Origin of the sequence: Roseibium sp. HPY-6 (genome assembly GCF_040530035.1) — a bacterium.
Lineage (GTDB): Bacteria > Pseudomonadota > Alphaproteobacteria > Rhizobiales > Stappiaceae > Roseibium.
In genome coordinates, this window is the sequence record NZ_JBEWCD010000001.1 from 2,095,719 (window position 1) to 2,122,051 (window position 26,333).

At 58.4% G+C, this 26,333-nt stretch carries 23 protein-coding genes; 17 read left to right on the top strand and 6 right to left on the bottom strand.

Features of this window, described 5'->3' with window-relative positions; all coding sequences use genetic code 11:
- Positions 1-113: 113 nt before the first annotated feature.
- The 9 genes from ABVF61_RS09725 to ABVF61_RS09765 all read left to right on the top strand — a co-directional run bounded on the left by ABVF61_RS09725 (position 114) and on the right by ABVF61_RS09765 (position 10,646).
- Positions 114-1,373: an ABC transporter substrate-binding protein gene (locus ABVF61_RS09725; protein ID WP_353993317.1), complete on the top strand. Its 1,260-nt coding sequence runs from the start codon at positions 114-116 to the stop codon at positions 1,371-1,373.
- 86 nt (positions 1,374-1,459) lie between these two features.
- The gene (locus ABVF61_RS09730) at positions 1,460-2,377 is read left to right on the top strand and encodes a carbohydrate ABC transporter permease (protein ID WP_353993318.1); all 918 of its coding nucleotides are present in this window, start codon (positions 1,460-1,462) and stop codon (positions 2,375-2,377) included.
- 1 nt (position 2,378) lies between these two features.
- The gene (locus tag ABVF61_RS09735; RefSeq protein ID WP_353993319.1) at positions 2,379-3,227 is read left to right on the top strand and encodes a carbohydrate ABC transporter permease; all 849 of its coding nucleotides are present in this window, start codon (positions 2,379-2,381) and stop codon (positions 3,225-3,227) included.
- 54 nt (positions 3,228-3,281) lie between these two features.
- Positions 3,282-5,360 carry an alpha-galactosidase gene (locus ABVF61_RS09740; protein WP_353993320.1) on the top strand — a complete coding sequence of 693 codons (2,079 nt, stop codon included), beginning with the start codon at positions 3,282-3,284 and terminating at the stop codon, positions 5,358-5,360.
- A gap of 63 nt (positions 5,361-5,423) precedes the next feature.
- Positions 5,424-6,188, top strand: coding sequence for an SDR family NAD(P)-dependent oxidoreductase (locus ABVF61_RS09745; protein WP_353993321.1), 765 nt, complete (start codon positions 5,424-5,426; stop codon positions 6,186-6,188).
- Positions 6,185-7,105 carry a 2-dehydro-3-deoxygalactonokinase gene (locus ABVF61_RS09750; RefSeq protein WP_353993322.1) on the top strand — a complete coding sequence of 307 codons (921 nt, stop codon included), beginning with the start codon at positions 6,185-6,187 and terminating at the stop codon, positions 7,103-7,105. The genes ABVF61_RS09745 and ABVF61_RS09750 overlap by 4 nt, the downstream gene beginning before the upstream one ends.
- Positions 7,102-7,716 carry a 2-dehydro-3-deoxy-6-phosphogalactonate aldolase gene (locus ABVF61_RS09755; RefSeq protein WP_353993323.1) on the top strand — a complete coding sequence of 205 codons (615 nt, stop codon included), beginning with the start codon at positions 7,102-7,104 and terminating at the stop codon, positions 7,714-7,716. Before ABVF61_RS09750 ends, ABVF61_RS09755 begins: the two co-directional genes overlap by 4 nt.
- Before the next feature lie 5 nt (positions 7,717-7,721).
- Complete coding sequence (locus tag ABVF61_RS09760) at positions 7,722-8,561, top strand: SMP-30/gluconolactonase/LRE family protein (RefSeq protein WP_353993324.1); 840 nt, start codon at positions 7,722-7,724, stop codon at positions 8,559-8,561.
- Positions 8,562-8,744: 183 nt separating this feature from the next.
- Entirely contained in the window at positions 8,745-10,646 is a 1,902-nt protein-coding gene (locus tag ABVF61_RS09765) for a beta-galactosidase (RefSeq protein WP_353993325.1), read from the top strand.
- A gap of 631 nt (positions 10,647-11,277) precedes the next feature.
- Here ABVF61_RS09765 and ABVF61_RS09770 read toward each other — a convergent pair.
- The 4 genes from ABVF61_RS09770 to ABVF61_RS09785 all read right to left on the bottom strand — a co-directional run bounded on the left by ABVF61_RS09770 (position 11,278) and on the right by ABVF61_RS09785 (position 15,322).
- Positions 11,278-11,949 (bottom strand): DsbA family oxidoreductase, encoded by a 672-nt coding sequence (locus tag ABVF61_RS09770; RefSeq protein WP_353993326.1) that lies wholly within the window; start codon positions 11,947-11,949, stop codon positions 11,278-11,280.
- Positions 11,942-13,885, bottom strand: coding sequence for a monovalent cation:proton antiporter-2 (CPA2) family protein (locus ABVF61_RS09775; RefSeq protein ID WP_353993327.1), 1,944 nt, complete (start codon positions 13,883-13,885; stop codon positions 11,942-11,944). Before ABVF61_RS09775 ends, ABVF61_RS09770 begins: the two co-directional genes overlap by 8 nt.
- The gene (locus ABVF61_RS09780) at positions 13,885-14,502 is read right to left on the bottom strand and encodes an NAD(P)H-dependent oxidoreductase (protein WP_353993328.1); all 618 of its coding nucleotides are present in this window, start codon (positions 14,500-14,502) and stop codon (positions 13,885-13,887) included. Before ABVF61_RS09780 ends, ABVF61_RS09775 begins: the two co-directional genes overlap by 1 nt.
- 100 nt (positions 14,503-14,602) lie before the next feature.
- Positions 14,603-15,322 carry a glutathione S-transferase family protein gene (locus ABVF61_RS09785; protein WP_353993329.1) on the bottom strand — a complete coding sequence of 240 codons (720 nt, stop codon included), beginning with the start codon at positions 15,320-15,322 and terminating at the stop codon, positions 14,603-14,605.
- 200 nt (positions 15,323-15,522) lie between these two features.
- On the opposite strand from ABVF61_RS09785, the gene ABVF61_RS09790 reads away from it, so the two are divergent.
- On the top strand, positions 15,523-15,894 hold the full coding sequence (locus ABVF61_RS09790) for a winged helix-turn-helix transcriptional regulator (protein ID WP_353993330.1): 372 nt from the start codon (positions 15,523-15,525) through the stop codon (positions 15,892-15,894).
- Here ABVF61_RS09790 and ABVF61_RS09795 read toward each other — a convergent pair.
- A complete protein-coding gene (locus ABVF61_RS09795; RefSeq protein ID WP_353993331.1) occupies positions 15,876-17,006 on the bottom strand; it encodes a Gfo/Idh/MocA family protein in 1,131 nt (376 codons plus the stop codon). The two genes, ABVF61_RS09790 and ABVF61_RS09795, sit on opposite strands and share 19 nt — an antisense overlap.
- 173 nt (positions 17,007-17,179) lie before the next feature.
- Positions 17,180-18,178 (bottom strand): inositol 2-dehydrogenase, encoded by a 999-nt coding sequence (gene iolG, locus ABVF61_RS09800; RefSeq protein WP_353993332.1) that lies wholly within the window; start codon positions 18,176-18,178, stop codon positions 17,180-17,182.
- A gap of 118 nt (positions 18,179-18,296) precedes the next feature.
- On the opposite strand from iolG, the gene ABVF61_RS09805 reads away from it, so the two are divergent.
- From ABVF61_RS09805 to iolD, 7 genes are all read left to right on the top strand, one after another.
- Complete coding sequence (locus ABVF61_RS09805) at positions 18,297-19,154, top strand: MurR/RpiR family transcriptional regulator (RefSeq protein WP_502949937.1); 858 nt, start codon at positions 18,297-18,299, stop codon at positions 19,152-19,154.
- A gap of 139 nt (positions 19,155-19,293) precedes the next feature.
- Positions 19,294-20,235 carry a sugar ABC transporter substrate-binding protein gene (locus ABVF61_RS09810; protein WP_353993181.1) on the top strand — a complete coding sequence of 314 codons (942 nt, stop codon included), beginning with the start codon at positions 19,294-19,296 and terminating at the stop codon, positions 20,233-20,235.
- Between the two features lie 42 nt (positions 20,236-20,277).
- A complete protein-coding gene (locus ABVF61_RS09815; RefSeq protein WP_353993182.1) occupies positions 20,278-20,436 on the top strand; it encodes a hypothetical protein in 159 nt (52 codons plus the stop codon).
- Positions 20,437-20,521: 85 nt separating this feature from the next.
- A complete protein-coding gene (locus tag ABVF61_RS09820; RefSeq protein ID WP_353993692.1) occupies positions 20,522-21,595 on the top strand; it encodes an ABC transporter permease in 1,074 nt (357 codons plus the stop codon).
- Position 21,596: 1 nt separating this feature from the next.
- Positions 21,597-22,376, top strand: coding sequence for an ATP-binding cassette domain-containing protein (locus tag ABVF61_RS09825; protein WP_353993183.1), 780 nt, complete (start codon positions 21,597-21,599; stop codon positions 22,374-22,376).
- Positions 22,377-22,404: 28 nt separating this feature from the next.
- Entirely contained in the window at positions 22,405-24,351 is a 1,947-nt protein-coding gene (locus ABVF61_RS09830; RefSeq protein WP_353993333.1) for a bifunctional 5-dehydro-2-deoxygluconokinase/5-dehydro-2-deoxyphosphogluconate aldolase, read from the top strand.
- On the top strand, positions 24,348-26,189 hold the full coding sequence (iolD, locus tag ABVF61_RS09835; protein WP_353993334.1) for a 3D-(3,5/4)-trihydroxycyclohexane-1,2-dione acylhydrolase (decyclizing): 1,842 nt from the start codon (positions 24,348-24,350) through the stop codon (positions 26,187-26,189). The genes ABVF61_RS09830 and iolD overlap by 4 nt, the downstream gene beginning before the upstream one ends.
- Positions 26,190-26,333 lie beyond the last annotated feature (144 nt).

The following is a 26,333-nucleotide window of genomic DNA, read 5'->3' on the forward strand; positions in this document are numbered from 1 at the left end:
CTCCGTCGGCCCGTTTCTTTTTCGCCGGGCCTGTTGACAACTTAACCTGATCAGCTCAAAGTATCAATATACAAAACTAAGTTTCAAATAATGGAACCAAAAGGGAGGACACCATGCGTTCCATGTTGAAGACGTCCGCTGCTGCTTTTGCCATTCTGGCAGGCACAATGGGCGCTGTTTCTGCTGACGGCCTGACAGGCGATCTCAAGATTTTCCTCGACACGTCGAACCCGGCACCCCGGGCCACGATGGAGAACATGATTGCGCAGTTCCAGGAGAAAAACCCGGACCTGAACATCGAAACCACCGTGATCGACCGTGAGGCCTACAAAACCCAGATCCGCAACTTCCTGACCGCGAATGCGCCGGATGTCGCGACCTGGTACGCTGCCAACCGCATGCGTCCCTATGTTGAAGCCGGCCTGTTCGAGGACGTCTCTGATCTGTGGGCAGAGCCTGCAATCGCCGACAATCTGGCATCGACAAAAGGCGCGATGACCATCGACGGCAAGCAGTGGGGCGTCCCTTACACGTACTACCAGTGGGGCGTTTACTACCGCAAAGACATCTTCGACGAACTCGGCCTCAGCGAGCCGACGACCTGGGAAGAAGAAAAAGCCAACTGCCAGAAAATCATCGATGCCGGCAAGAAGTGCTACACGATCGGCACCAAGTTCCTCTGGACCGCAGGCGGCTGGTTCGACTACCTGAACATGCGCACCAACGGCTTTGACTTCCACATGGACCTGCTGACCGGCAAGGCTTCCTGGCAGTCCGACGAAGTCCGCAAGACGTTCGCCAACTGGCGCGAGCTCATCGACATGGGCGCGTTCATCGACAATCACCAGACCTACAGCTGGCAGGAAGCTCTGCCGTTCATGGTTCAAGGTGACGCGGCAGCCTACCTCATGGGTAACTTTGCTGTTGCACCGCTGCGTGACGCCGGTCTCACGGATGATCAGCTCGACTTCTACCAGTTCGTGGAAATCACGCCTGGCATCGAGAAGGCTGAAGACGCTCCGACCGACACGTTCCACATTCCTGCCAATGCACAGAACAAGGAAGCGGCACGCGAATTCCTGCGGTTTGTTGTTTCTCCGGACGTTCAGACAGAGATCAACAACGGCAAGAACCTGGGTCAGTTGCCAGTTAACGCCAACTCTTCGGTCGATGACGACAAGTTCCTCGTCCAGGGCTTCGAGATGCTCTCGAGCAATTCTCCAGGTGGCGTTGCCCAGTTCTTCGACCGCGACGCGCCGGCTGAAATGGCAAAGGTTGCCATGGAAGGCCTGCAGGAATTCATGGTCAAGCCGGATAACCTCGACAAGATCCTGGCCCGCCTGGATCGCGCCCGCGAGCGCATCTACAAGTAAGTTCCGCACATGACGGAACAGGACAGGGTGCTTCCCGCACCCTGTCCCATTACTAGGTCCCAGCAGCCAATTCTGGAGAGGCAAACATGGCCCAGGCGTCCGTTGCCCAAGACCACCAGAGCTCGTGGTGGCACCGAAACCAGCAACAAATCACTCCGTGGCTGTTCCTGGCTCCAGGTATTCTATTCTTTCTGTTCTATGTGATCTTCCCGATCTTCCAGTCGTTCAACCTGTCTCTTTATGAATGGGACGGTCTCGGCCAGGCTGAGTATGTCGGACTTTACAACTACGAAGAACTCTATTGGGACGAAGCGTTTTATACGTCGTTGAAAAACAACGTCATCTGGCTGCTTCTCTATCTACTGGCCATTCCTGCCGGGCTTTTCATCGCCCTCTTCCTGAACCAGACAGTGACGGGTATCCGGCTCTATAAATCCCTGTTCTTTTTCCCGTTTGTGATTTCTCAGGTTGTCGTCGGTCTCGTCTTCACATGGTTCTACGACCCGACCTTCGGCATCCTCAATGTGCTTCTTGGCGCTGTCGGCATTCCCCCGATGAATGTGCTTGGCGACGAGAACTGGGTCACCGTCGGGATTATCGTGGCTGGCCTTTGGCCACAGACCGCCTACTGCATGATCCTTTATCTGACAGGTCTCAACGCGGTTGACCCTGAACAGATCGAAGCCGGTCGTCTGGATGGCGCAAAGGGCTGGAAAATGCTGTGGTACATCATTGTTCCCCAGTTGCGCCCGGCCACCTTCATCGCCTTCGTTGTTACCATCATCGGTGCATTGCGGTCTTTCGACCTTATCTCGGTCATGACCAATGGCGGGCCTTTCGGCGCCAGCCGCGTTCTGAGCTTTTACATGTTCGAGGTCGCCCTGTCCGAATACGGGTTCCGCATGGGCTACGGCGCTGCGATTGCGGTCGTCCTGTTCCTGATCATGCTGGCCTTCATCGCCTACTTCCTGTGGTCGATGTACAAAGAAGAAAAGGCGCGCTGAGATGTTTCCGACACCGATCGAACGCACACCGCGCTCCTGGCAGGTCACCTATCAGGCATTCCTGCCGCTGGCGCTGATCCTCTGGCTGCTGCCCCTCATCGCTGTTGCCATTTTCTCAGTCAAGCCCGACTCCGACTTCGCCAACGCGAACTACTGGGGCTGGCCGTCGGAATTCAAGGGGTTTTCCAACTACTGGCTGGTGTTCACCGCATCCGACATGCCGCAATATATGCTGAACTCGTTCAAGATCACGATCCCGACCGTGATCGGTGCGGTGGCGCTCTCCTGCATGACCGGATTTGCGCTCGGCATCTACAAGTTCAAGGCAAACATCTGGATCTTCTTCATGTTTGTCGCCGGTAATTTTGTACCGTTCCAGATCCTTATGGTCCCCGTTCGCGATCTCACGCTTCAGCTGGGTCTCTATAACACCATTACGGGTCTGGTTCTGTTCCACGTTGCCTTCCAGACCGGGTTCTGCACCCTCTTCATGCGCAACTTCATCCGCGCCCTCCCGTTCGAGTTGATCGAGGCGGCGCGCGTAGAGGGCATCTCTGAATGGCGGATTTTCTGGTTCGTGGTGCTTCCGCTGATGAAGCCTGCGATTGCCGCGCTGTCTGTTCTGATGTTCACCTTCATCTGGAACGACTACTTCTGGGCGATTGTCCTGACGCAGGGCGTGGAAAGCCAACCGGTCACGGCAGGGATCACCTCGTTCAACGCGCAATATCGCGCCGCATATCATCTGATGAGTGCCGGTTCGATCGTTGCAGCGCTTCCGCCGGTGGCCATGTTCTTCTTGATGCAGCGGCACTTTATCGCCGGCCTGACACTCGGGGCTGTTAAATGATCGGCCGGTGTCGCAGGCCGGTCTGAATACAAAAGAGTGTATGGAGTAAAGGGAATGCAGGCGAGGACCTGGCATCTTGGTGATGCTCATCAAAGCCTGGTGCTCGCCAGCTTGGGGGACTGCCTACCCGAAGCGGTTTATTGGGGGCCCGCGCTTCCCGAGCGGGAGTCCTATCAGTCGCTAGCTGCTGCAGCAGTCACGGATGTCACCGGCGGCATGGTGGACCGGAATGCGCCCATCAGCCTCAACCCGGAAGCGTCTCAGACCTTTCCCGGTCAGTCGGGGCTGACCGGCCGGGACGCCGACGGCAACCCGCTCACACCTCGGTTCCGCTTTTCGAACGAAACAACATCCGAACACGGGCTGACCCTTGTTTATGCGGACACCGACCTCGAACTGAGCCTTGTCCTCGATCTGTCGATGGATCCGGAAACGTCGCTCTTGCAGATGCAGACCCATCTGGAAAGTGCCCACAAGATTACCGTCGACTGGCTCGCAGCTCCGGTCCTCCCTGTTCCTGCTCATATGGGGGAGATGATCGAGTATTCCGGCCGCTGGTGCGCGGAGTTCCTGACGCGCAGGCTTCCTTTCGCGCCGGGAGCACGCGTGCGCGACAACCGGACGGGCCGGACGGATCACGCCCACTTTCCTGCCCTGATTGTTTGTTCGAGCCAGACGAGCAATACGTCGGGAGAAGCTTACGCATATCACTACGGGTGGTCCGGCGGTCACAGGATGGTCGCAGAAGAACTGGCCGACGGACGGCGCCAGGTCCAGTTCGGACACGCCTCTGCGAGCATGAAAAAAAACCATGTCTTCCGCACGGCCCCGCTCTTCGCCACATATTCCGGTACCGGCTTCAACGGCGCTGCTGTGCGTTTCCAAAAATACGTCCGGAACAAGCTGGTCTCCGGCGCAAGGATGCCGCGCCCGGTACATTACAATTGCTGGGAAGCTGTCTATTTCGATCACAAGCTTGACGAACTGAAGTCTATCGCGTCCCGGGCGGCGGACCTTGGGGCAGAGCGTTTTGTGCTGGATGATGGTTGGTTCGGCCAAAGAGACGACGACACGTCCTCCCTTGGAGACTGGGTCGTAGACAAGCGGAAATATCCTGACGGGCTGAAACCGCTCATCGACCACGTCAAATCGCTCGGCCTGCAATTCGGCATCTGGTTCGAACCTGAAATGATCAATGAGGACAGCGACCTGTTCAGGGCGCATTCGGAATGGGTTCTGGGATCGGCTGACCAGCCGAAGGGACGGCAACAGCTTGTCCTCGACATGTCCCGCGATGACGTGCGCGACTATCTTTATGACTGCATTGCCAAGGTGCTTGCGGAAAATGACATTGGCTACATCAAATGGGACCACAATCGCGTTCTGCCCGTGGTCGATGCGGCGCAAACCGAAGGTCTTTACGCGCTGATTGATCGCTTGCGTGCTGATTTCCCGCATGTCGAAATCGAAAGCTGTGCTTCAGGCGGTGGCAGGGTCGATTTCGGAATTCTGAAGCGAACACACAGGGTCTGGCTCTCCGACAGCAATGACGCGCTCGAACGGCAGCGCATTCAGCACGACGCGTCCCTGTTTCTCCCGGCAAGCGTAACAGGCTCGCATGTCGGCCCTCGCGTCAGCCACACTTCGGGCCGGACGATAAACGCCAAGTTTCGCGCATGGACGGCAGCTCAGCGGCATATGGGTTTCGAAATGGACCCGCGGGAATTGTCTGATGAGGAAGCAGAGGTCCTGAAAACCGTCACCGGTTGGTGGAAAGCGAACAGGGACTGGATGGCGACAGCCGATATCTTGCGTCTCGACAGCGCCGATCCGGCGCTGTTCGCCGAACAGCAACTGGCCGAGGACGGCGACCGGTTTGTTGTCTTTGCAGCGCTCGTGCGCCCATCGAACCAGATTCTACAATATCCGTTGCGGCTGACCGGCCTCGACAGGAACGCGCTCTACAGGATCACGTTGATCAATCGCGCCGATGCTACCGGTCTGTCCCGGGGGTCGCCATTCCTGAAGAACAACGACCTTGAGGCAAGTGGGCAATATCTCATGTCGCACGGTCTCACTTTGCCGTGGCGCTTCCCTGAGACGATCTGGGTGCTGGAAGCAAAACGGATTTGAACAGATGAGAATTGCAGGCACGGCATTTCAAGGTGCTGCAGCAAAGAGAAAAGGGAGCGTCACATGCACGCAAACTATCCTGACCTGAAGGGCCAATCGGTCTTCATCACCGGCGGTGGTTCCGGCATCGGCGCAGAGCTCACAAGCGGATTCCTGGCACAAGGTGCAAAAGTCGCTTTTGTCCAACGTTCGGATGCAAGCGAATTTTGCGACGAGATGGAACGCCAACATGGCAATCGGCCATTGTTTTTGCCCTGCGATATCTCCGATATCGACCAGCTGAAAGGTGCGATCGACAAGGCTGCCGAAGCGCACGGTGCAATAACGGTACTTGTCAACAACGCGGCCAACGACAAACGCCACGCGACAGAAGAAGTGGACGAGGAATTCTGGGACTGGTCTCAGTCGATCAACCTGAAAGCCTATTTCTTTGCCTGTCAGCACGTCATCGCAGGCATGCGCGCGGCCGGCGGCGGATCGATCATCAACTTCACGTCCATTTCATATATGATGGGCAATGCAGGCTATGCCGCCTACACAACGGCGAATTCCGGGATCAACGGCATGACCCGGAGCCTTGCCCGCGAGTTCGGTCCGGAAAACATCCGGGTCAATGCCATTGCACCAGGCTGGGTGCTGACACAAAAACAAAAAGACTTGTGGGTGACGCCGGAAGCACTCGCGGCACATATTGACCGCCAGTGCCTGAAGTTTGAACTAGCGCCCGAAGATATGGTCGATCCGGTCCTGTTCCTGGCATCGAAAACCAGCAGGGGCATGACGGGGCAAGCGATGGTCGTCGACGGCGGAGTAGTGGTGACGGGATGAGCCTTCAGGCAAAAGCGGACTGGATTGCGGTGGATTGGGGCACGACCAATCTGCGCGCCTGGGCGCTTGATTCTCAAGACAATATCATCGCCCATCGCAGCTCAAGCAAGGGGATGAGCAGTCTTGAAAGAGACGAATTCGAACCGACCCTTCTTGAACTGATCGGGGACCTCATTCCGCCCGCCGGCAAGACTGCTGTCGTGATCTGCGGCATGGCCGGATCCCGTCAGGGCTGGGCTGAAGCCCCCTACAAAACAACCCCCTGCGCTCCGCCTGCCCTTGAGGACGCAACCACCGTCCGCTCTCTGGATGTCCGCCTTGACGTCCGCATTCTGCCGGGCATCAAACAGGCTGATCCGGCGGATGTCATGCGCGGCGAGGAAACCCAGATTGCCGGTTTTCTGGCAAAGAACGAAGGTTTTACGGGAACCCTTTGTTTGCCGGGAACACACTCGAAATGGGTCAGACTCCAAGACGGTATCGTTGAACACTTCAGGACGTGCATGACCGGGGAAATGTTTGCACTCCTTTCCGCGCGTTCCGTCCTGCAGCACTCTCTCTCGCCAAAGGAAATGGACCAAAGCGCATTTGACCAGGCCGTCAGGGAGGTTGCCGGTCGCCCGCAATCGATCGCAACCAGCCTCTTTGGCATCCGCGCCGGCGGTCTTGTTGCCGGCCTGTCGCCTCAAGCCGCAAGGGGGCGTCTCTCAGGTCTTCTGATTGGCGCTGAACTCGCTGCGGTAAAAGAGGAATTTGATCTCTCGGCCGTCATCCTTCTTGGAAGCGACCAGATTGCATCGGCATACCAGACGGCACTCTCTTGCCTCGGGCACAGGTCCGAAGTGATCGATGCGGAGGCCACCACGCTGCAGGGCCTTGCACTTGCCTATTCTTCCTATTCAAAGGTTTCCTCATGAGCCGGAATCTCATCGCAATCCTGCGGGGCCTGACCCCACCTGAGGCATTGCCCATCGCCGAATGCCTGATCGACGCTGGCATCACCCGCATCGAAGTTCCACTGAATTCACCGGACCCTTTCAAGAGCATCGAGGCGATGGTCAGATCGTTTTCTGACCGTGCCGAGATCGGCGCAGGAACCGTTCTGACGCCGAACCAGGTGCTTGAAGTCAAATCCGCAGGCGGGACGCTGATTGTTTCGCCCGATTGCAATCCCGACGTCATTCTCGCCACGAAGGCCGAGGACATGTCTTCCTTTCCAGGGGTCATGACACCAAGCGAGTGTTTCACGGCTCTGCGCTGTGGCGCCGACGGATTGAAATTCTTTCCGGCTTCCCTGATTGGACCGGATGGACTGAAAGCGATGCTTGCGGTCTTGCCGAAGGGAACACCAACTTTTGCCGTCGGTGGTGCCGGCCCGGACAATTTCGGGGCTTGGTTCCAGGCAGGCGCGGCAGGTTTCGGGATCGGAACGGCTCTCTTCAAGCCCGGCTTTACCGTCGCAGACGTCAAGGAGCGCGCCGCACAGATTGTCAGCGCCTACGACACTGCCATCGCAGCCAACGGATAATAAGAATGACAAACATATTTGACGAGCGGCCTTGTACGCTCGGCGAGGGACCGCTCTGGCATCCGGAGCGCCAGCAGCTTTTCTGGTTCGACATTTTGAACTGGAGCTTGCTGTCCCGGGAAAACGGCACGACGAAAGCCTGGGAATTTGATGAGTATGTTTCGGCCGCTGGCTGGGTCGGCAAATCGGAAGTGATGATCGCCAGCGCAAGTCAGCTCTTTCTCTTCAACCTCGAAACCGAAGCCAGGATGAAACTGTGCGACCTGGAGGCGGATGATCCGGTCACCAGATCGAATGACGGGCGCGCAGATCCAAAAGGTGGCTTCTGGATTGGCACCATGGGGATCAACGCTGAACCGGGCAAAGGCGCAATATACCGCTACTACCGCGGTGAGCTGCGCCGCCTTTACACCGGCATCACGATCACCAACGCGATCTGTTTCTCGCCTGACGGGCAAAAGGCTTACTTTGCCGACACAGCGACTCAGACAATTCAACAGGTGGTCCTCGACGGCAACGGATGGCCTTCGGCAACACCTACGCTCTTCGCGGACCTGTCGAAGGAAGGGCACAACCCAGACGGCGCCGTCGTCGACAGTGATGGCCACCTCTGGAACGCGCAATGGGGCGCAAATCGTGTCGCGCGATATGCGCCGAACGGCACCTTTGTTGAGGAAGTCTCCTTCCGGGCGCGACAGGTCTCCTGTCCGGCCTTCGGAGGGGCAGATCTTCAAACCCTGTTCGCAACGTCGGCTTCGGTGGGCCTGAACGGTGACTGGGAAGGCAAAACCTATTTCACCCAGGTATCTGCGCGCGGACAAGCAGAGCCTCGTGTCATTCTTTGACCAAAAACGAGAATACTCTGGCGATCGATCACCCTTGAACCAGGCCCTGTGCGGTTGTCATCGCTGTGAAGGCAGCGCTCCGGTACACTACCGTAAAGATCAGCATGATTTCAGGACGATTGCCGGCCCGATAGCGGTGCAAAAGCACCCAGCCGGGGCAACGAGGATAATGAGAGAAGTCAGATGAAGCGCACGCTAGGGACCTGCTACTATCCTGAGCATTGGCCGGAAGAGATGTGGGAAGCTGACGCCCGCCGCATGGCGGAAGCAGGCCTGACCTGGGTAAGGATCGGTGAATTTGCATGGTCGCGGCTGGAACCCAAGCCCGGTGATCTGCAGTTTGACTGGATGGACCAGTCCATTGAGGTCTTGGGCGCAGCGGGATTGAAGGTCGTTCTCGGCACACCGACGGCAACACCGCCAAGATGGCTTCTGGACAAACATCCCGACATGATCGCGCTGGATGCAAACGGCAATCCAAGAGGTTTCGGCTCTCGTCGCCATTACTGCTTTTCGCATCAGGGATACCGGGAAGAAAGCGACCGGATCGTCCGGCTGTTTGCCGAACGTTATGGCGATAACCCCCATGTTGCCGCATGGCAGACCGACAACGAATACGGCTGCCACGACACGACGCATTCCTATACATCTGCCGCACTCAACGCGTTCAGGTCGTGGCTCAAGGACCGCTACGGATCCATCGACGCCCTCAATCGCGCCTGGGGCAACGTCTTCTGGTCGATGGAGTACGGTTCATTCGGCGAAATCGGACTGCCCAATCTGACTGTGACAGAACCGAACCCGTCGCACGTGTTGGCATTCCGCCGTTTTTCTTCAGATCAGGTCGCAAGTTTCAATCGGCGCCAGGTGGAGATCATCCGCGAATATTCCAACGCGCCGACCAGCCACAATTTCATGGGCCGGATCACGGAATTCGACCATTTCAAGGTTGGCGACGATCTTGATATTGCCACCTGGGACAGCTATCCGCTCGGCTTCCTGGAAGACAGGGTCGGCGCGAGCGAAGAACATCAGCGCACCTATGCCCGCCAGGGCGACCCGGATTTCCAGGCGTTTCATCACGACCTCTACCGGGCTGTCGGCAGAGGACGCTGGTGGGTCATGGAACAGCAGCCGGGGCCGGTCAACTGGGCGCCTTACAATCCCGCGCCGCTGCCTGGCATGATGCGCCTGTGGGCCTGGGAAGCTTATGCACATGGTGCAGAAGCCGTCTGTTATTTCCGCTGGCGCCAAGCGCCCTTTGCTCAGGAACAGATGCATGCCGGTATGCTTCGCCCCGACAATGCGGACGCACCTGCCCTGACTGAAGCCAGGCAGGTTGCGGACGAATTACGCGCTGCGCCGGACGTCTCGATCATTAAGGCACCGATTGCGCTGATCTATGACTACGATGCCGATTTCGCCTGGGCCACCCAGCCACATGGCGCAGGTCTCAACTACTTCCAGATCGTGTTCGACGCCTATAAAGCGCTCAGAAAACTCGGACTATCGATCGATATCCTCCGGGCCGACACACGCGACTTCTCGGGGTACAAACTCGTGCTTGCCCCCGGCATGATCTACATGCCCCATGATATGAAACGCGCGCTCGCAGAAACCGAAGCCCATGTCGTGATCGGGCCACGGACCGCAGCACGCAACGCCGATATGGTCATCCCGGTTCCGCTGCCCCCGGATATGCCCAATTTCGACGTCACCGTTGCACGCGTCGAAAGCGTGCGACCCGACATGCCGATGCCGTTAAAGGGCGGAGGGAGCTTTGTCGGCTATCGCGAGGAGCTCGAAGGTTCTGCCGAAGTTGTCATGACACTCAAAGATGGTCAGGCCGCCATCATGCGATCTCAAAACATGACCTATGTTGCCGGAACCGGCGATGAAACAGCTTGGAAGCGACTTTTTTCCGAGCTTTGCGGTAAAGTTGGGCTTGAAACGACCGCGCTCGCGGGAGGTGTCCGCTGCCGGGAGACTGCCAGCCAGAGGATCTGGGTCAACTATGGCTCAGAACCTGCTGAAACGCCGGTCGGCCGGATCGAGGCGGCGGGCGTGCTGTTCGAAAAACTTTGATGAAATCGTACTGAGCCGCCCCGGCCCTGAGCCGTGGCCTATCTTGAGAAATGAAACAACGGTCCCGGAGCAAGTCCGGGACAGCTGAAAATAAGACATGGATAATCTAAAGCGCTTCCGTCCGTCATTCCGGCTGAAGCGCAGCGGAAGGCTGGAAACCAGTAAACCCTTGTCTGTCCGTCTTTTTCTCGATCGGCCAGATGGGATACTGGATCCCGGTCTTGCTGCTCCCGCAGCAAACCGGGATGACAATTGGGAAGCAGGAGCAAACAGGAGACTTTGCATTGAGGCTTGCGGTTTCAGTCGTCAATGCATGCCTCATTTCGCTCCGCTCTTGGTCGGCTGCCAGACAATCGATTTACACAACTCAACGCCCTATAAGCGGCGACCAGATGCTGACCATGAAAGATACCGGCTGTGACAGTTCAATGCAGAACTTAGCTGATCCAAAGTCTTTTACTTCGTCATCCCGGGCGCAGCGAAGCGAAGACCCGGGATCGGAGGGCCATGGAGAGCCTCTCGGCTCAACGGTCCCGGCTCGCGCTTACGCTTGGCCAGGATGACGGTGGAAAATTCAATATCTGGTAATAAGTGATACGCAGATCTGCAGCTCAAACCGTCATTCCTGGCCTCAAGCGGCCTCGCCCGCCAGCAATTGCCGGATGATGGATTCATAAGCGTCGACGCCCTGTGCACCCGTGACCAGATGCCGCCGATTGAAGATCACGGCGGGAACACCTTGGATCCCGTTCTGTGTCCAGAACGTTTCTTCCTGCCGCACCTGATCCGCGTAGCGGCCATCTTGCAGAACATTCAAAGCGTCTGCTCTGTCAAGACCGACGCTTTCTGCAACCTCGGCCAGAACATCAACATCGTTGAGGTCCTGCCGATCCTGAAAATAGGCGGTGAACAAAGCCATTTTGAGAACGTGCTCCTTGCCCTCGCTCGCGGCCCAGTGCAGCAGTTGGTGCGCCTTGAATGTGTTCACCATCTGCATGTCATCGGTGAACTTGAACTCAAATCCAAGTCCGCTTCCGATCTCCGACAAGCGCTTGCGCGCGGCTTCTGACTGTTCTTTTGTCGACCCATATTTGCGCATGATGTGATCGCGCAGGTTTTCGCCTTCCGCCGGCATGTCGGGATTAAGCTCGAAGGGATGCCATTTGACGCTCGCGGAGGCCTGTGTTCGTTGAATAGCCTGTTCCAACTGCTTGAAACCGACAATACACCAGGGACACACAACATCGGAGACGATGTCGATTTGAAGAACCTCCTCCATATCAAAATCTGACAAATCAGCCACGGGTCTCTTCTCCTTCGGGTTCCAGTCCCAGGGTTGCATCGCCTTTCGGCGGCGGGTTCCATCCGCGCTCCGTCCGGTCATGACGTTCTTCGCCGCGATCAACCCTCATGATGTCGAACAGGGTTTCTGCATGGGCGCGCATTGCATCAATGTAGGACTTGTCGACACCGCCGTCGTTGTAATTCTCGCGCAGATCATCAAGCATCGCGAAGTCGTGATTGCGAAACTCCCTGGTTTTCGTTCTCGCCCGGAACGGATGCCCGCCAAGCTCGACAAGTGCCTGCCGTCCCAGCGCCAGCGCGCCTTCGAACACTTCCCGCTCCGCGATATGGGCCCCGACGTTTTCCAGCTCGTAGACATGGTGGCGATCTCGCGCCCTGGCGAGAATTTTCACCTTCGGATAGGTTTTGGCAACGTGCTCGACCACAAGCGTCTGCTTGTCACGGTCATCAATCGCCGCAATGAAGAGATCCACGTCGCCGACACCTGCCGTGTGCAGCAGATCAGGCCGCGTGGCGTCCCCGTAAAAGGTCTTGATGCCAACCTTGCTAAGGTTCTCAACTGTCTGCGGATCATGGTCCAGGATGACGACGTCATAGCCGCTGGTCAGCAGCAACCTTGAAATGATCTGACCGAACCGGCCCATGCCCACAATCACGACGCGGCCCTTGCTGTCGATGACATCTGCTTCCCGATCAGACTTCGCGGAGGCGCGCGGAGCGATCACCTTTTCATAGAGTATGAACAGGGCCGGCGTGAGCAGCATCGAGATCGCGACGACAAGCGTCATGGTTCGAAGCAGGCTTTGATCAAGTGCGCCGGAACTGCTTGCAAACCCGAAGAGCACAAACGCGAATTCGCCGGCCTGGGCAAGTCCAAGCGCGAACAGCCAGCGATCAGGACCGTCCAGACGGAACAGCGTGCCGAGCCCGAACAGCAAGGCGAACTTGACGGCCATCAGACCGAGCGCCAGTCCGAAGATGGTGATGGGTGCGCCAAACAGAAGATTGAAATCGATCCCGGCCCCGACTGTCAGGAAAAACAGTCCGAGCAACAGCCCTTTAAAGGGCTCGATGTCGCTTTCCAGTTCATGCCGGTAATCGCTGTCGGAAAGGACAACGCCCGCAAGGAAAGTTCCAAGTGCAGGGGACAGGCCGACAAAGTCCATCAGAAGCGCGATCCCGATCACGAGCAGGAGCGCAGTCGCCGTAAATATTTCGCGCAAATGCGCTTCCGCAATAAATCGGAAGACAGGTCTGAGCAGGTGTCTGCCGGCAATGATGATCGCGATGATCACGGCGAAGATCACCAGTGCCTGGGCCCATCCCGGCAGGGCAGCGAGCGCCTCGCCGCCATGCGCGCCTCCGCCTTCATGTCCGCCGTGCCCGTGACCGTCAGAGTGTTCAGCGCCATTGCCGGCGACGTGGCCGACGGCCAGAAGTGGCAAGACGGCGAGCATCGGGATGACCGCGATATCCTGGGTCAGCAGTACGGAAAACGAACTCTGCCCGCCTTGTGTCTTCAGCCAACCTTTTTCGTTAAGGGTCTGCAGCACGATGGCGGTCGACGACAGCGCAAGGATCATTCCGAGCGCAAGCGCACCCTGCCATTCAAGGCCAAACACAAGCCCGATCCCCGCGAAGACGGCGGTGGTGCCGACAACCTGCAATCCGCCGAGTCCGATCAGCTGCTTGCGCATCTTCCACAAGACGGCGGGTTGCAGCTCCAGGCCAACCAGAAACAGCATCATCACAACGCCGAACTCGGCGAAGTGCTGCACTTCCGTTGTTTCGGACCCGACAATCCCGAGAACAGGACCAATGACGACACCGGCGATCAGGTATCCAAGGACCGAACCGAGGCCGAGCCTGTTTGCGATCGGCACGGCGATGACGGCTGCGCACAAATAAACGAATGCGTCGCTGAGAAGCTCCATCAGACCGTCTCCCCTTTCAAAATGAAATCGTCGAGAATGTCGGTCAGAACGTCGGCCCGGGTCGCCTTTTCAAGATCCAGCCGGTCTGCCACGAGCGCTTTCAGGAGGTCGTCATAGGCATTGCGATGCACATTGAGCCGCCCTTCTTCAACGGCCCGGCCGGCGCCGAACAGGCAGAAAGGCGCAAGGTATTTCATTCGGCAGAGATCAGCTGTCTTTTCGAACGGTGCAAGCAGGCTGCGCAGGTCGGCATGGTTCATTCCCTGCTCCGAATAGGCGTCCGGCTTGGCACCGGTCGTCACCGCATTCAGGAAAATCTTGCCGTCAAGCTCATGTCCGTGTTGGCCGTACGCGAACCCGTATTCCAAAACAAGATCCTGCCACTCCTTCATGATCGACGGGGCCGAGTACCAGTAGAGCGGGTGCTGAAAAATAATCACGTCATGCTCGACCAGTTGCGCCTGCTCCGCATCGACATCGATGTCAAAATCCGGATACCGCGCATAAAGATCGACGGCAGTCACGCCCTGTACGGCCTGCGCGGTTTCAAACATCGGATAATTCACCTCTGACCTGTCCGGTCTCGGATGCGCAAAAAGTACCAGTACCTTGGCCAAGGTAACCCCCGCTCGTCCAAATGAAACCAGGCGGCAAAGCCGCCCGGTCCAACTCTTGCTGTTGTTTAGGGTACAGGAGCCCGAGTTGCTCCGACAGATGTTATGTGCGCTTCACATCACTGGCAAAACGCGCGGCATTTTCCTTCAAGAACTCGGATTCGTCCGCCTGCCCCCAGAAGGCCGGTTGGGCTTTGGGTATCGTCAGCGCCTTTTGCACTGCCGGACGCGCGTCGATCCTCTCGAACCAGGCTTTCAGGTTATCAAGACCGTCAACAGACACTTTGGCCCAGACATAGGCGCGTGCCCAAGGATAGGTCGCGATGTCAGCGATCGTATAGGCATCGCCGGCGAGCCAGTCACGCCCTTCAAGTCTTGTGTCCAGCACTTCGAGCAGCCGCCGCGTTTCGTCCACATATCGCTTGATGGAAAACGGCTCTTCATGTCCGTTCGGCGCGGCAATGCGCTGAAAATACATGGCCTGGCCCATCATCGGACCGATCCCGCCCATCTGGAACATGAGCCACTGAAGCGTTTCGGATCTGGCCTTCGGCTCTTGAGGCAGAAATTGGCCATATTTTTCCGCAAGATACCAGAGAATTGCTCCGCTCTCGAACACCGCAAAGTCGCTATTGCTCCGGTCGACAATTGTCGGAATGCGGCCATTCGGATTGAGTTTCAGATAGTCCGGTGCCTTTTGCTCCTTCTTGGCGAAATCGATGAAGGTCAGCTCATAGGGCACGTCCGCTTCTTCCAGGAAAATCACCGGTTTGTAACCGTTCATCGTGGCAGCGGTGTAAAGGTGAATATCCGGCTTCGGCATGAGTTGCTCCCTCTGTTACGACGTCATTCGACTACGTTCGATTTCGCAGCGGCCGATGAAAACGCTCTGAGCTCTGTATCGCAATCTGCTTCATCCCTGCCGTGTGCTTGACCCGGCGAACAGATGAGGCATAAGGTAACGAAAATCAACCAGTATACTTTTTGTAACCGAGATGAAACTGTTTCGCTTGGAGCACCAGCATGGCCGGACGGCTGAAAACTGTCGGAAAGAAACGCGTTGTCTTGCAAGAATGCACCGAGCCCTGTCCGATCGAGCGCGGCATGCGCATCCTCGGCGGCAAATGGACCGGTTCCATCCTCTGGCATTTGAAGGATGGCCCGGTGCGATTCAACGATCTGACCAGAATGTTGGGCGGCGCCAGCAAGAAAATGATTGCAGAGCGCCTCAGGCAGCTTGAAGCGCGCCGCCTGGTCTCCCGAACCGTTCTCAAGACCGCACCGGTCTCGGTCGAATACGAGATTACCGACTTCGGCAGGACGGCGCTCGGCTTCCTGGACGAACTCAGGATCTGGAGCGAGGCTCTGTCAGAAGATCAGATGGCGGCGATCTGAGCCCGCGTCCCGGTCTCGCCACTTTCCGCAATCGCGTGGATCACGGCTTCGAAATGAAGCGCCTCTTTGAAGGATGGCACCGCTTGCCGGTCTTCCAAGATAGCACGCAGGAATTCATGGGCTTCGATGACCTTGAGGTCGTTGAAACCAAGCTGATGACCGGCGGCTGGAACAAATTGTCCATAGGGCGGATGAGCAGGCCCTGAAAGAAGCGTCTTGAAGCCCTGCTCTGCCAGCGGTCCGCGATTTTGATAAAGGCGCAGCTCGTTCATCCGTTCCTGGTCGAACGTGATCATGCCTTCCGTTCCATGGACTTCGAAGCCGATATAACTTTTACGTCCCCAGGCGCTACGCGACGTGGAGATGACACCGTGAACACCGTTTTCAAAGGTGAGCAACGCGGAGGCGATATCCTCGTTTTCAACGTCCCGGCGCTCTTGTGATCCCACTCCCATCGGCCTTGTGGCGTGAACGGTTCTCGTTTCCGCAATCAGGCTTTCGATCGGCCCGACGAGGCCGGTTGCCAGTGATATCAGGTGACATCCAAGGTCGCCCAAGGTTCCAAGCCCTGCATCGGCTTTTGTCGCCCGCCAGGTCCAGGCAAGTTCAGGGTCGGCCTGGTAGTCTTCGTCGACCGCTCCGCGGAAATGCACGATCCGGCCGATGGCTCCCTCGGCGATGAGTTTCTGCGCGTGCCGGAACGCGGGATTATGAAGGTAGTTATAGCCGACAATCGTTTTGGCGCCCGTTTCCCTTGAAAGCGCCAGCATGGACTTGGCATCTTCGAGCGTAAGCGCCATCGGTTTCTCAAGATGCACGTGCTTGCCAGCCGACAGCGCCGCCATCGCCATGTCCTTGTGGACCTTGTTGGGGGTCGTGATGCAGACGATGTCGACTTTGGGGTCGGCAACAAGATCCGTCCAGTCGTCCGTCCCGCGAGCAAAGCCGAACTGATCCGCGAAACCGGCCGCCTTCTCAGCCGGCACATCGCACAGAACCTCAAGTCGGGTTTCCGGCAAGTCTCCGAAAACGGCCCGCACCGAGCCATAGGCCAGCGCGTGACACTTTCCCATGAAGCCGGTCCCGATCAGTCCGATGCCGAGGCTGTTCATCACATCCTTCTCCCATTCGCCCGTAAACTTGGAGCGCAATCTTGAACTGACTTCATCCTGAGGAAGCGCGCAGCGATGTCTCGAAAGATGGGCCGCTTGCTCCGAATTTTTTCATCCATCCTTCGAGATGCGAGCACGCTCGCTCCTCAGGATGAGGTGCAGACTGTGATCAGTCAGATTTCGTCCACGCCGACGGACCGGCGCTCGGCCACCGACTTCAGCGCCGCTTCAGCCAAGATCAGGGCCTTCAGCCCGTCTTCTCCTGTCGGATGCGGCGTGGCGCCGGTTTCAATCGCATGAACGAATGCGGCAATTTCAGCCGCGTAGGCTTCCGTGTACCGCGTCATGAAGAAATCATGCAGTGGCGGGCGCACGAACCCGTCTTCGGTTGCGACCTCGATGGCAACCGGACGCTGGTTCTCGGCGACAACTGCACCTCTCGAACCGTGCACCTCAATACGCTGATCGTATCCGTACGTGGCGCGGCGCGAGTTTGAGATACTGCATTGTTTGCCTGATGCTGTCGTCAACACGACGGTTGCACTGTCATAATCGCCAAGCTTGCCAATCTCCGGATCAACAAGCACCGAGGCTGTTGCATAGACAGTCGTGACCTCCTCGCCGAGGAGAAACCTTGCCATATCGAAATCATGGACGGTCATGTCCCGAAAGATCCCACCCGACGACTGGATATATGAAGGCGGCGGGGCTCCCGGATCGCGGGATGTTATCTGGACCATTTCGACAGACCCCACCCGTCCTTCGTCAATGGCGCCGCGCACGGCCTGAAAATGCGGGTCGAAACGCCGGTTGAACCCCAGCATCAGCACCGCCCCGCAGTCCTGAACCGTCTGCAGACAGGACTTTGTCCGCTCAAGAGACAGGTCGATCGGCTTCTCGCAGAAGACGGCTTTACCGGCTCGCGCAAACTGCTCGATAAGGTCCGCGTGCGTGGTTGTCGGTGTGCAGATGATCACCGCGTTGACATCTTCGGATGACGCGATGGCATCGATCGTGCTCACCCTTGCTTCACAGGTCTGCGCGAGCGCCTTGGCGGCGTCTTCGAAAGCGTCTGCGATCGCAACCAATTTGGCACCGTCCGTCGCTCCGACAGCCTTGGCATGAACCTTTCCGATACGTCCGGCCCCCAGGAGGGCGACATTGACGGCCATGATCTTTTCCTTTCGAAGCGGCTGCGTTACGCAGTGCGCGCTCGCAACTTGCCAATTTAGAATAAAAATTCCAAAATCACTTTCCACGGAATGTGTCAAGCAGGAAAAGAAGAATACAATGAATGATGCAAGTCAGGAAACGGTTGAAGCGCATGTGAGCAGCGACATTGCACCTGACACGATTGATGCCTTCTTTGCCCGCCTCGGCAACACGGCGGAAAATCTTCCGAAACGCTTGAAGCAATTTGCGGATTTTATCGCAGCAAATCCCGACCGTGTCGCTGTGTCGACAGTCGCTGAACTCGCCCAGGGCGCGGATGTTCAGCCATCGGCGGTGATGCGGTTTTGCCAGGAGATGGGGTTCAGCGGGTTTTCCCAGATGCAACGGCTTTTTCGCTCAAGCTATTCGCAGAAATGGCCGGATTATTCGACACGCCTTGAAAAACTGCGCGAACACGGCACTGAATCGCCCTCGGCTCTGCTTGCGGAATTTGTCGAAGTCGGGCGCGCTTCCCTTGAAAACCTTATGGCGACGGTCGAACCGCGGGCGCTTCAGCAGGCCGTGGATGTGCTCGCACGTGCAGAAACGCTTCATCTGGTGGGGTTTCGGCGCGCGTTTCCGGTGACGTCCTACCTCGCCTATGCATTTGAAAAGATGGACGTGCCGGCAGTGCTGCATTCCGGCATCGCCAACATCAACATGGATCATCTAATCAAACCAAATGACGCGGTGATTGCGGTAACCTTCGCTCCCTACACCCAAATGACCCTCGATATTGCCGAAAAAGCCAGGGAAACCGGCGCGGATATCGTGGCGATCACGGACGTTGTCACCAGTCCCCTTGCCCGTTTCAAGACGATCCAGCTTCTGGTGTCCGAATTGGATGTCGGCGCTTTCCGTGCGTTGTCCGCAAGTCTCTCGCTCGCGATCGCCTTGGCGGTCTCGGTCGGCGCGCAGCGAAACAAGGTGACATGATCTTGGAAAATTTCTGTTGCAATAAATCTAAAATGGAATTTAAATTCCAAAAGTGGCTCGCGCTCGACTGCGCCACAATTGAATTCCGATAGCCGCCGGCAGGACCAACTGCTCGCGAGACTTGTTCTGGGAGGAACGAATGAAGAAGACGTTGTTTGCGATGGCGGCTGCTGCCATTGCGTTTACGGGTTTGTCTGGGCCTGCATTGGCTGATGGAGAGCGTTTTGTTCTTGTGAGCCATGCGCCGGACAGCGACAGCTGGTGGAACACGATCAAGAACGGTCTGGCGCTTGCCGGTGAGCAGGTGGGTGCCGAGGTTGAGTACCGCAATCCTCCGACAGGCGACATTGCGGACATGGCGCGCATCATCGAGCAGACGGCAGCCTCCAATCCGGACGGGATCATCACGACGCTGGCCGATCCGGACGTTCTGTCCGGTCCGATCCAGAACGCGGTTGCCAAGGGCATTCCGGTGATCATCATCAATTCCGGCACGCCCGAGCAGGCCGCTGACGTTGGTGCTCTGATGTATATCGGCCAGCCCGAATACGATGCCGGTCTTGCGGCCGGTCAGCGCGCCAAGCGCGATGGTGTCGGCTCGTTCCTGTGTGTGAACCACGTTGTCTCCAACCCGGTTGTCGGTGAGCGCTGCCGCGGCTTTGCCGATGGTCTGGGTGTCGAGCTGGGCGACAGCATGATCGACAGCGGCCAGGATCCGGCCGAGATCAAGAACAAGGTCAAGGCGTATCTGTCCGCCAATCCGGATGTGGAAGCCATTCTGACGCTTGGCCCGACTTCGGCGGACCCGACCATTGGTGCGCTTCAGGAGATCGGCAAGGCCGGCGACATTTACTTCGGCACGTTTGACCTGGGCACGGAGATCGTCAAGGGCATCAAGGACGGCACCATCCAGTGGGGCATTGACCAGCAGCCTTTCCTGCAGGCCTATCTGCCTGTGATCGTTCTGGCCAACTACCAGCGTTTTGGCGTTCTTCCGGGCAACAACATCAACTCCGGTCCCGGCTTCATCACCAAGGACGCCCTGTCCAAGGTTGAAGAACACGCCGGCGAGTATCGCTGAGAGCGTCTTGCGGCCGCCCCCGGGCGGCCCCTGGAGAGGCGCATGGCCGCCTCTCCCTTTAGGCCCCTTCCAGGGTCACGAGACCACCTGAGCGGACCTGACCGTCCGGCTGATCTCACCAGGAACACCAGAGCGTTTGAGCGGCAGGGCCGCACAGGAGCGGCCGGCCCGACCGGCACGCAGGAGGAGACCTATGGCTGAGTCCCAAGAGACCGCCGCACCCGAGGCATCTGAGCCAGAGACACCTGAGCCCGGGGCACCTGAGAAGGACGAACGCGTCCGCGAGATGTCCGCCATGCGCAAGGCCCTGATCCGCCCCGAACTGGGCGCGATCTGCGGCACCATCCTCGTTTTCATCTTCTTTATCTCCATTGCCAGCGGCAGCGGCATGTTTGCCGCCGAGGGCATCGTCAACTGGGGCACGGTATCGGCCCAGTTCGCCATCATCGCCGTCGGCGCCTGCCTGTTGATGATCGCCGGCGAGTTCGACCTGTCGGTCGGCTCCATGATCGGCTTTTCCGGCATCATCATCGCCCTCATGAGCGTGCAATGGGGCTTTCCCACCTGGTTTGCCATTCTGGTCGCCTTCGCCATGGCGCTCGCCATCGGCGCCCTCAACGGCTACCTGGTGGTCAAGACCGGCCTGCCCTCCTTCATCGTCACCCTGGCCTTCCTCTATATCCTGCGCGGCCTGACGATCTTCATTGCCATCGCCACCACCCGCAAGACCATCATCGGCGGCGTCAAGGATGCGGCCGAGGGCGATCCGATCGCCTGGCTCTTCGGCGGCAAGGTCTTCAACTGGCTGTTTGTCTGGCTTGCCGATCTTGGCGTTGTCGGCACTTTCGTCGCCGGGCCCAAGGCCGGCCAGCCGGTGGTCGAGGGCATTCCCATGCTGATGATCTGGGCCGTCATCCTGATCGTCTTCGGCCATTTCCTTCTGACCCGCACCAAGTTCGGCAACTGGATCTTCGCCTCCGGCGGCGATGCCCAGGCGGCCCGCTATGTCGGCGTGCCGGTGAACCGGGTCAAGATCTCCATGTTCATGTTCACCGCCTTCTGCGCCACCATCTTCGCCACCTGCCAGGTGATGGAGTTCGGTTCAGCGGCCGCCGACCGCGGTCTCCTGAAGGAGTTCGAGGCGATCATCTCCGTGGTCATCGGCGGGGCGTTGCTGACCGGCGGCTACGGCTCGGTCATCGGTGCCGCCCTGGGCGCGCTTATCTTCGGCGTGGTCCAGCAGGGCCTGTTCTTTGCCGGTGTGGAAAGCTCGCTCTTCCGCGTGTTCCTCGGGGTGATCCTGCTGCTGGCCGTGATCCTCAACACCTATATCCGCCGCATGATCACGGGGGAGCGTTAAGATGTCTGATGCCCTCATAGAACTCGTCGATATCGAGAAGCATTTCGGTCCGGTGATCGCGCTGAACGGGGTTTCGGTCTCCGTCAGGGCGGGCGAGTGCCACTGCCTTCTGGGCGACAACGGCGCGGGCAAGTCCACCTTCATCAAGACCATGTCCGGCGTGCACAAGCCGACCAGGGGCAAGATCCTGATCGAAGGCAGGGAGACCAACTTCGAGAGCCCGCGCGATGCCATGACCGCCGGCATTGCCACGGTCTACCAGGACCTGGCCATGATCCCGCTGATGTCGGTCACCCGGAACTTCTGGATGGGGCGTGAGCCGGAAAAGCGCTTCGGCCCGTTCAAGTTCTTCGACTTTGCCACCGCCAACGAGGTCACCATGAGCGAGATGGCCAGGATGGGCATTCACTTGCGCTCGCCCGACCAGGCCGTCGGCACCCTGTCGGGCGGCGAGCGCCAGACCGTCGCCATCTCAAGGGCGGTCTACTTCGGCGCCAAGGTTCTCATTCTCGACGAGCCCACTTCCGCCCTCGGGGTCCGCCAGACCTCGAATGTGCTGGCCACCATCGACAAGGTCCGCAAGAAGGGCATCGGCGTCGTCTTCATCACCCACAACGTCCGCCACGCCATGGCCGTCGGAGACCGCTTCACCGTCCTCAACCGCGGCAAGACACTTGGAACAGCCGAACGCGGACACATCAAGGCCGAAGAACTCCAGGAACTCATGGCTGGAGGACAGGAACTCGCGCAACTCGAAGGATCCCTCGGAGGAACGGTATGAGGGTTCCTGGTACAAACGGAAGATCGTCGTGAAGAAACTCGATGTCATCACGATCGGCCGCTCGTCGGTCGATCTCTACGGCGCGCAAGTCGGTGGCCGGCTGGAGGATATGGCGTCCTTCAACAAATATATCGGCGGCTCGCCGACCAACATGGCGGCAGGAACGGCCCGGCTGGGGCTGAAGTCTGCGGTCATTACGCGCGTTGGCGACGAACACATGGGGCGCTACATCCGTGAAGAACTGGTCCGGCACGGTGTGGAGACCCGAGGGATTGTGACCGACAAGGAACGTCTGACTGCCCTTGTTCTGCTCGGCATACGGGATCAGGAACAGTTTCCGTTGATATTCTATCGTGAAAACTGTGCAGACATGGCGCTCTGCGAAGATGATATCGATCCGGAGTTCATCGCCTCTGCGAAAGCCGTCGTCGCCACCGGAACACACCTGAGCCATCCGCAGACAGAAGCAGCCGTCCTCAAGGCCTTACGGCTTGCCCGCGAAAACGGCGACCGCACGGCACTCGATATCGACTACCGGCCCAACCTTTGGGGACTTTCGGGACATGGGGACGGCGAAAACCGTTTCATCGCATCGGACAAGGTCACCGAAAAACTGCAATCGACGCTGCACCTGTTTGATCTGATCGTCGGCACAGAGGAAGAGTTTCATATTGCAGGCGGCAGCACAGATACGCTTAAGGCCCTGAGAAACGTTCGCAAGGTGTCCGGAGCAACGCTTGTCTGTAAGCGTGGCCCCATGGGTGCCGCAGCCTTCGAAGGGGATATTCCCGACACGTTGGACGAGGGCATTTCCGGGCCCGGATTCCCGATTGAAGTCTTCAATGTTCTGGGTGCGGGCGACGGCTTCATGTCCGGCCTCTTGAAAGGCTGGATCACTGGTGAGGACTGGGTCACAAGCCTTACCTATGCCAACGCCTGCGGCGCCTTTGCGGTCTCCCGACACGGCTGCACCCCCGCCTATCCGAGTTGGGAGGAACTCCGGTTCTTTCTCAAACGCGGTGTGGAAACCAAGGCACTGCGCAAGGATCCGGAACTGGAACAGATCCACTGGTCGACCAACAGACAGTTTTCTCATGGCGGCGACTGGTCAACGATGCGCGTTTTTGCCTTTGATCACCGTATCCAGATCGAGCAAATGGCCGATGAAGCCGGCGTGACACACGAGCATATCGGTTTTTTCAAGGCCCTGTGCCTCGATGCGGCGCTCAAGGTTGCTGACGGCCAGCCCGGCTACGGCATCCTCAGCGACAGCCGCCTGGGCCGCGAGGCCCTTTACCGGGCTGCCGGAACCGGCCTTTGGATCGGCCACCCAGTAGAGTGGCCCGCATCACGGCCGCTCACGCTGGAACCGGAGATCGGACCGGACTTTGGAGGCCTTGCCGAATGGCCTGCAGAACACGTGGTCAAGGTGCTGTGCTTTTATCATCCGGACGATGACGAAGCGATGCGGAGCGAACAGGAAGATGTTCTGAAACGTCTGTTCACCGCCTGCCGGCGAAACCGCCTTGAGATGCTGCTCGAAGTCATCCCGTCAAAAGTGGGCCCCGTAAATGACGAAACCACCGCGGCGATCATCCGCCGCATTTACGAAATCGGCATATACCCCGACTGGTGGAAACTTGAACCGATGACATCAACAAAGGCCTGGGAAAGTGCCTGCTCCGCCATTACCGACAACGATCCTTATACACGGGGCATCGTGGTTTTGGGTCTCGACGCTCCGGAAGACCAGCTTGCCGCTAGCTTCTCGACAGCGGCTCAGTTTGACCTGGTCAAGGGCTTCGCGGTCGGGCGGACGATTTTCGCCGATGCGGCACGCAATTGGCTTGCAGGCAAGATTACGAACGAAGAGGCCGTTGCCGATATGTCGGCCCGCTTTGAGCGCCTGTGCCGGATCTGGGACGCTGCCCGCAATGAAGCGCGCCTCAATGCGCCGGATGGAGTGCTTGCATGAGCACCATCCGGCTGACCGCCGCCCAGGCAATGGTGCGGTACATCGCAGCTCAGATGACCGAAGACGGCGAACGGTTCATCGATGGTATCTGGGCCATTTTCGGTCACGGCAACGTGGCAGGTCTCGGTGAGGCTCTGGAGCAGGCCGGCAATCAGCTGCCGACCTGGCGCGGCCAGAACGAACAGACAATGGCCCACACGGCGATTGCCTATGCCAAGGCGAAGAAGCGAACGCGTGCTATGGCGGTCACATCGTCGATCGGACCTGGCGCCACAAATCTGGTAACTGCGGCGGCCCTTGCACATGTCAACCGCCTGCCGCTCCTGTTGATCCCGGGCGACGTCTTTGCCAACCGGGCTCCCGATCCCGTCCTGCAGCAGATCGAGGACTTCGACGACGGAACCGTCTCGGCCAATGACTGCTTCCGTCCGATATCGCGCTATTTCGACCGGATCAGCCGGCCCGAACATCTTTTGACGGCCTTGCCCCGCGCTTTCAGGGTGATGACCGACCCGGCCAATTGCGGCCCCGTAACCTTGTCCTTCTGTCAGGACACGCAGGCGGAAGCTTTTGACTACCCGGAAAGCTTCTTTGAACCGACAGTCTGGCGCATTCGCCGTCCGGAGCCCGACAGCCGGGATGTTGCGGACATTGCGGCGTTGATCAGGTCCGCCGCGCGTCCCGTTCTTGTGTGCGGCGGCGGCGTTGTCTATTCGCAAGCGGAAGAAACGCTCGGTGACTTCGCGACCCGCCACGGCATTCCTGTCATCGAAACACAGGCGGGCAAATCTGCCCTCGCCCAGTCGCATCTAATGAATTTTGGGGCTGCCGGTGTCGATGGCGCCGAAAGTGCGAACAGCCTCGCTGAATCTGCGGACCTCGTAATCGGAGTCGGCACTCGCTTTCAGGATTTCACCACCGGCTCCTGGGCGCTTTTCAAGGAGCCAGGGCGGAAACTCGTTTCCATTAACGTACAAGCCTATGACGCCGGCAAGCACGGGGCGACTGGCGTTGTCGGCGATGCAAAGGTGTCTCTTGAAAAGCTCTCGGCAGCGCTCGGTGCTCACCAGGCGAATGCGTTTGACCCGCAAAAACGGCTGGACTGGCTGGCAAAGGTCGATGCGCATTGCCGTGCACGGACCGGTGTCGCGGAGGAATATCTTCCACTTGACGCAGAAGTCATCGGCGCCGTCCAGCGCACCGCGACGGACAGAACGATCGCGATGTGCGCGGCCGGTACGATGCCCGGTGCCCTGAAGCTCCTGTGGCAGGCGCCACAGGGCGGTTATCACATGGAATATGGATACTCCTGCATGGGCTACGAGATCGCCGGGGCCATGGGGGTCAAACTCGCCCAGCCGGATCGCGATGTTGTCTGCTTCGTTGGAGACGGCTCCTACATGATGGCCAATTCCGAATTGGCCACCGCAGTCATGCGACAGGTTCCCTTTACCGTGGTGCTCACCGACAATCGTGGCTTCGGCTGCATCAACCGGCTGCAGATGGGTACAGGCGGCCAGCAATTCAACAATCTCTACAAGGACTGCAATGTCGAGGTTCAGCCGGACATCGACTTCGTCGCCCATGCAGCATCAATGGGCGCGCATGCAGTCAAGGCAAAGGACATTGCGGATCTCGAAGCTCAGATCCTCGCCTCACGCGATCGCGCCATCCCGACGGTAATCGTCATAGACACCGATCCGATGCACGGTCCGGGTGAGAATGGTGGCGGGCACTGGTGGGACGTTGCGGTTCCCGAGATCTCTGCGCAGCAGGACGTCAACAAGGCGCGCGAAAGCTATGTGGCGGCGCTACAGCACCAGAACCTAGTCGATTGATGGAGACAAGCAAAATCCAAACGCTTCGGTGCTACCCCCTCACCTCCTCATCCTGAGGAGGGTCACCAGACCCGTCTCGAAGGATGGCGGCACACTCTGAAACAGTTGGCCCATCCTTCGAGACAGCGCAGAGGCGCTTCCTCA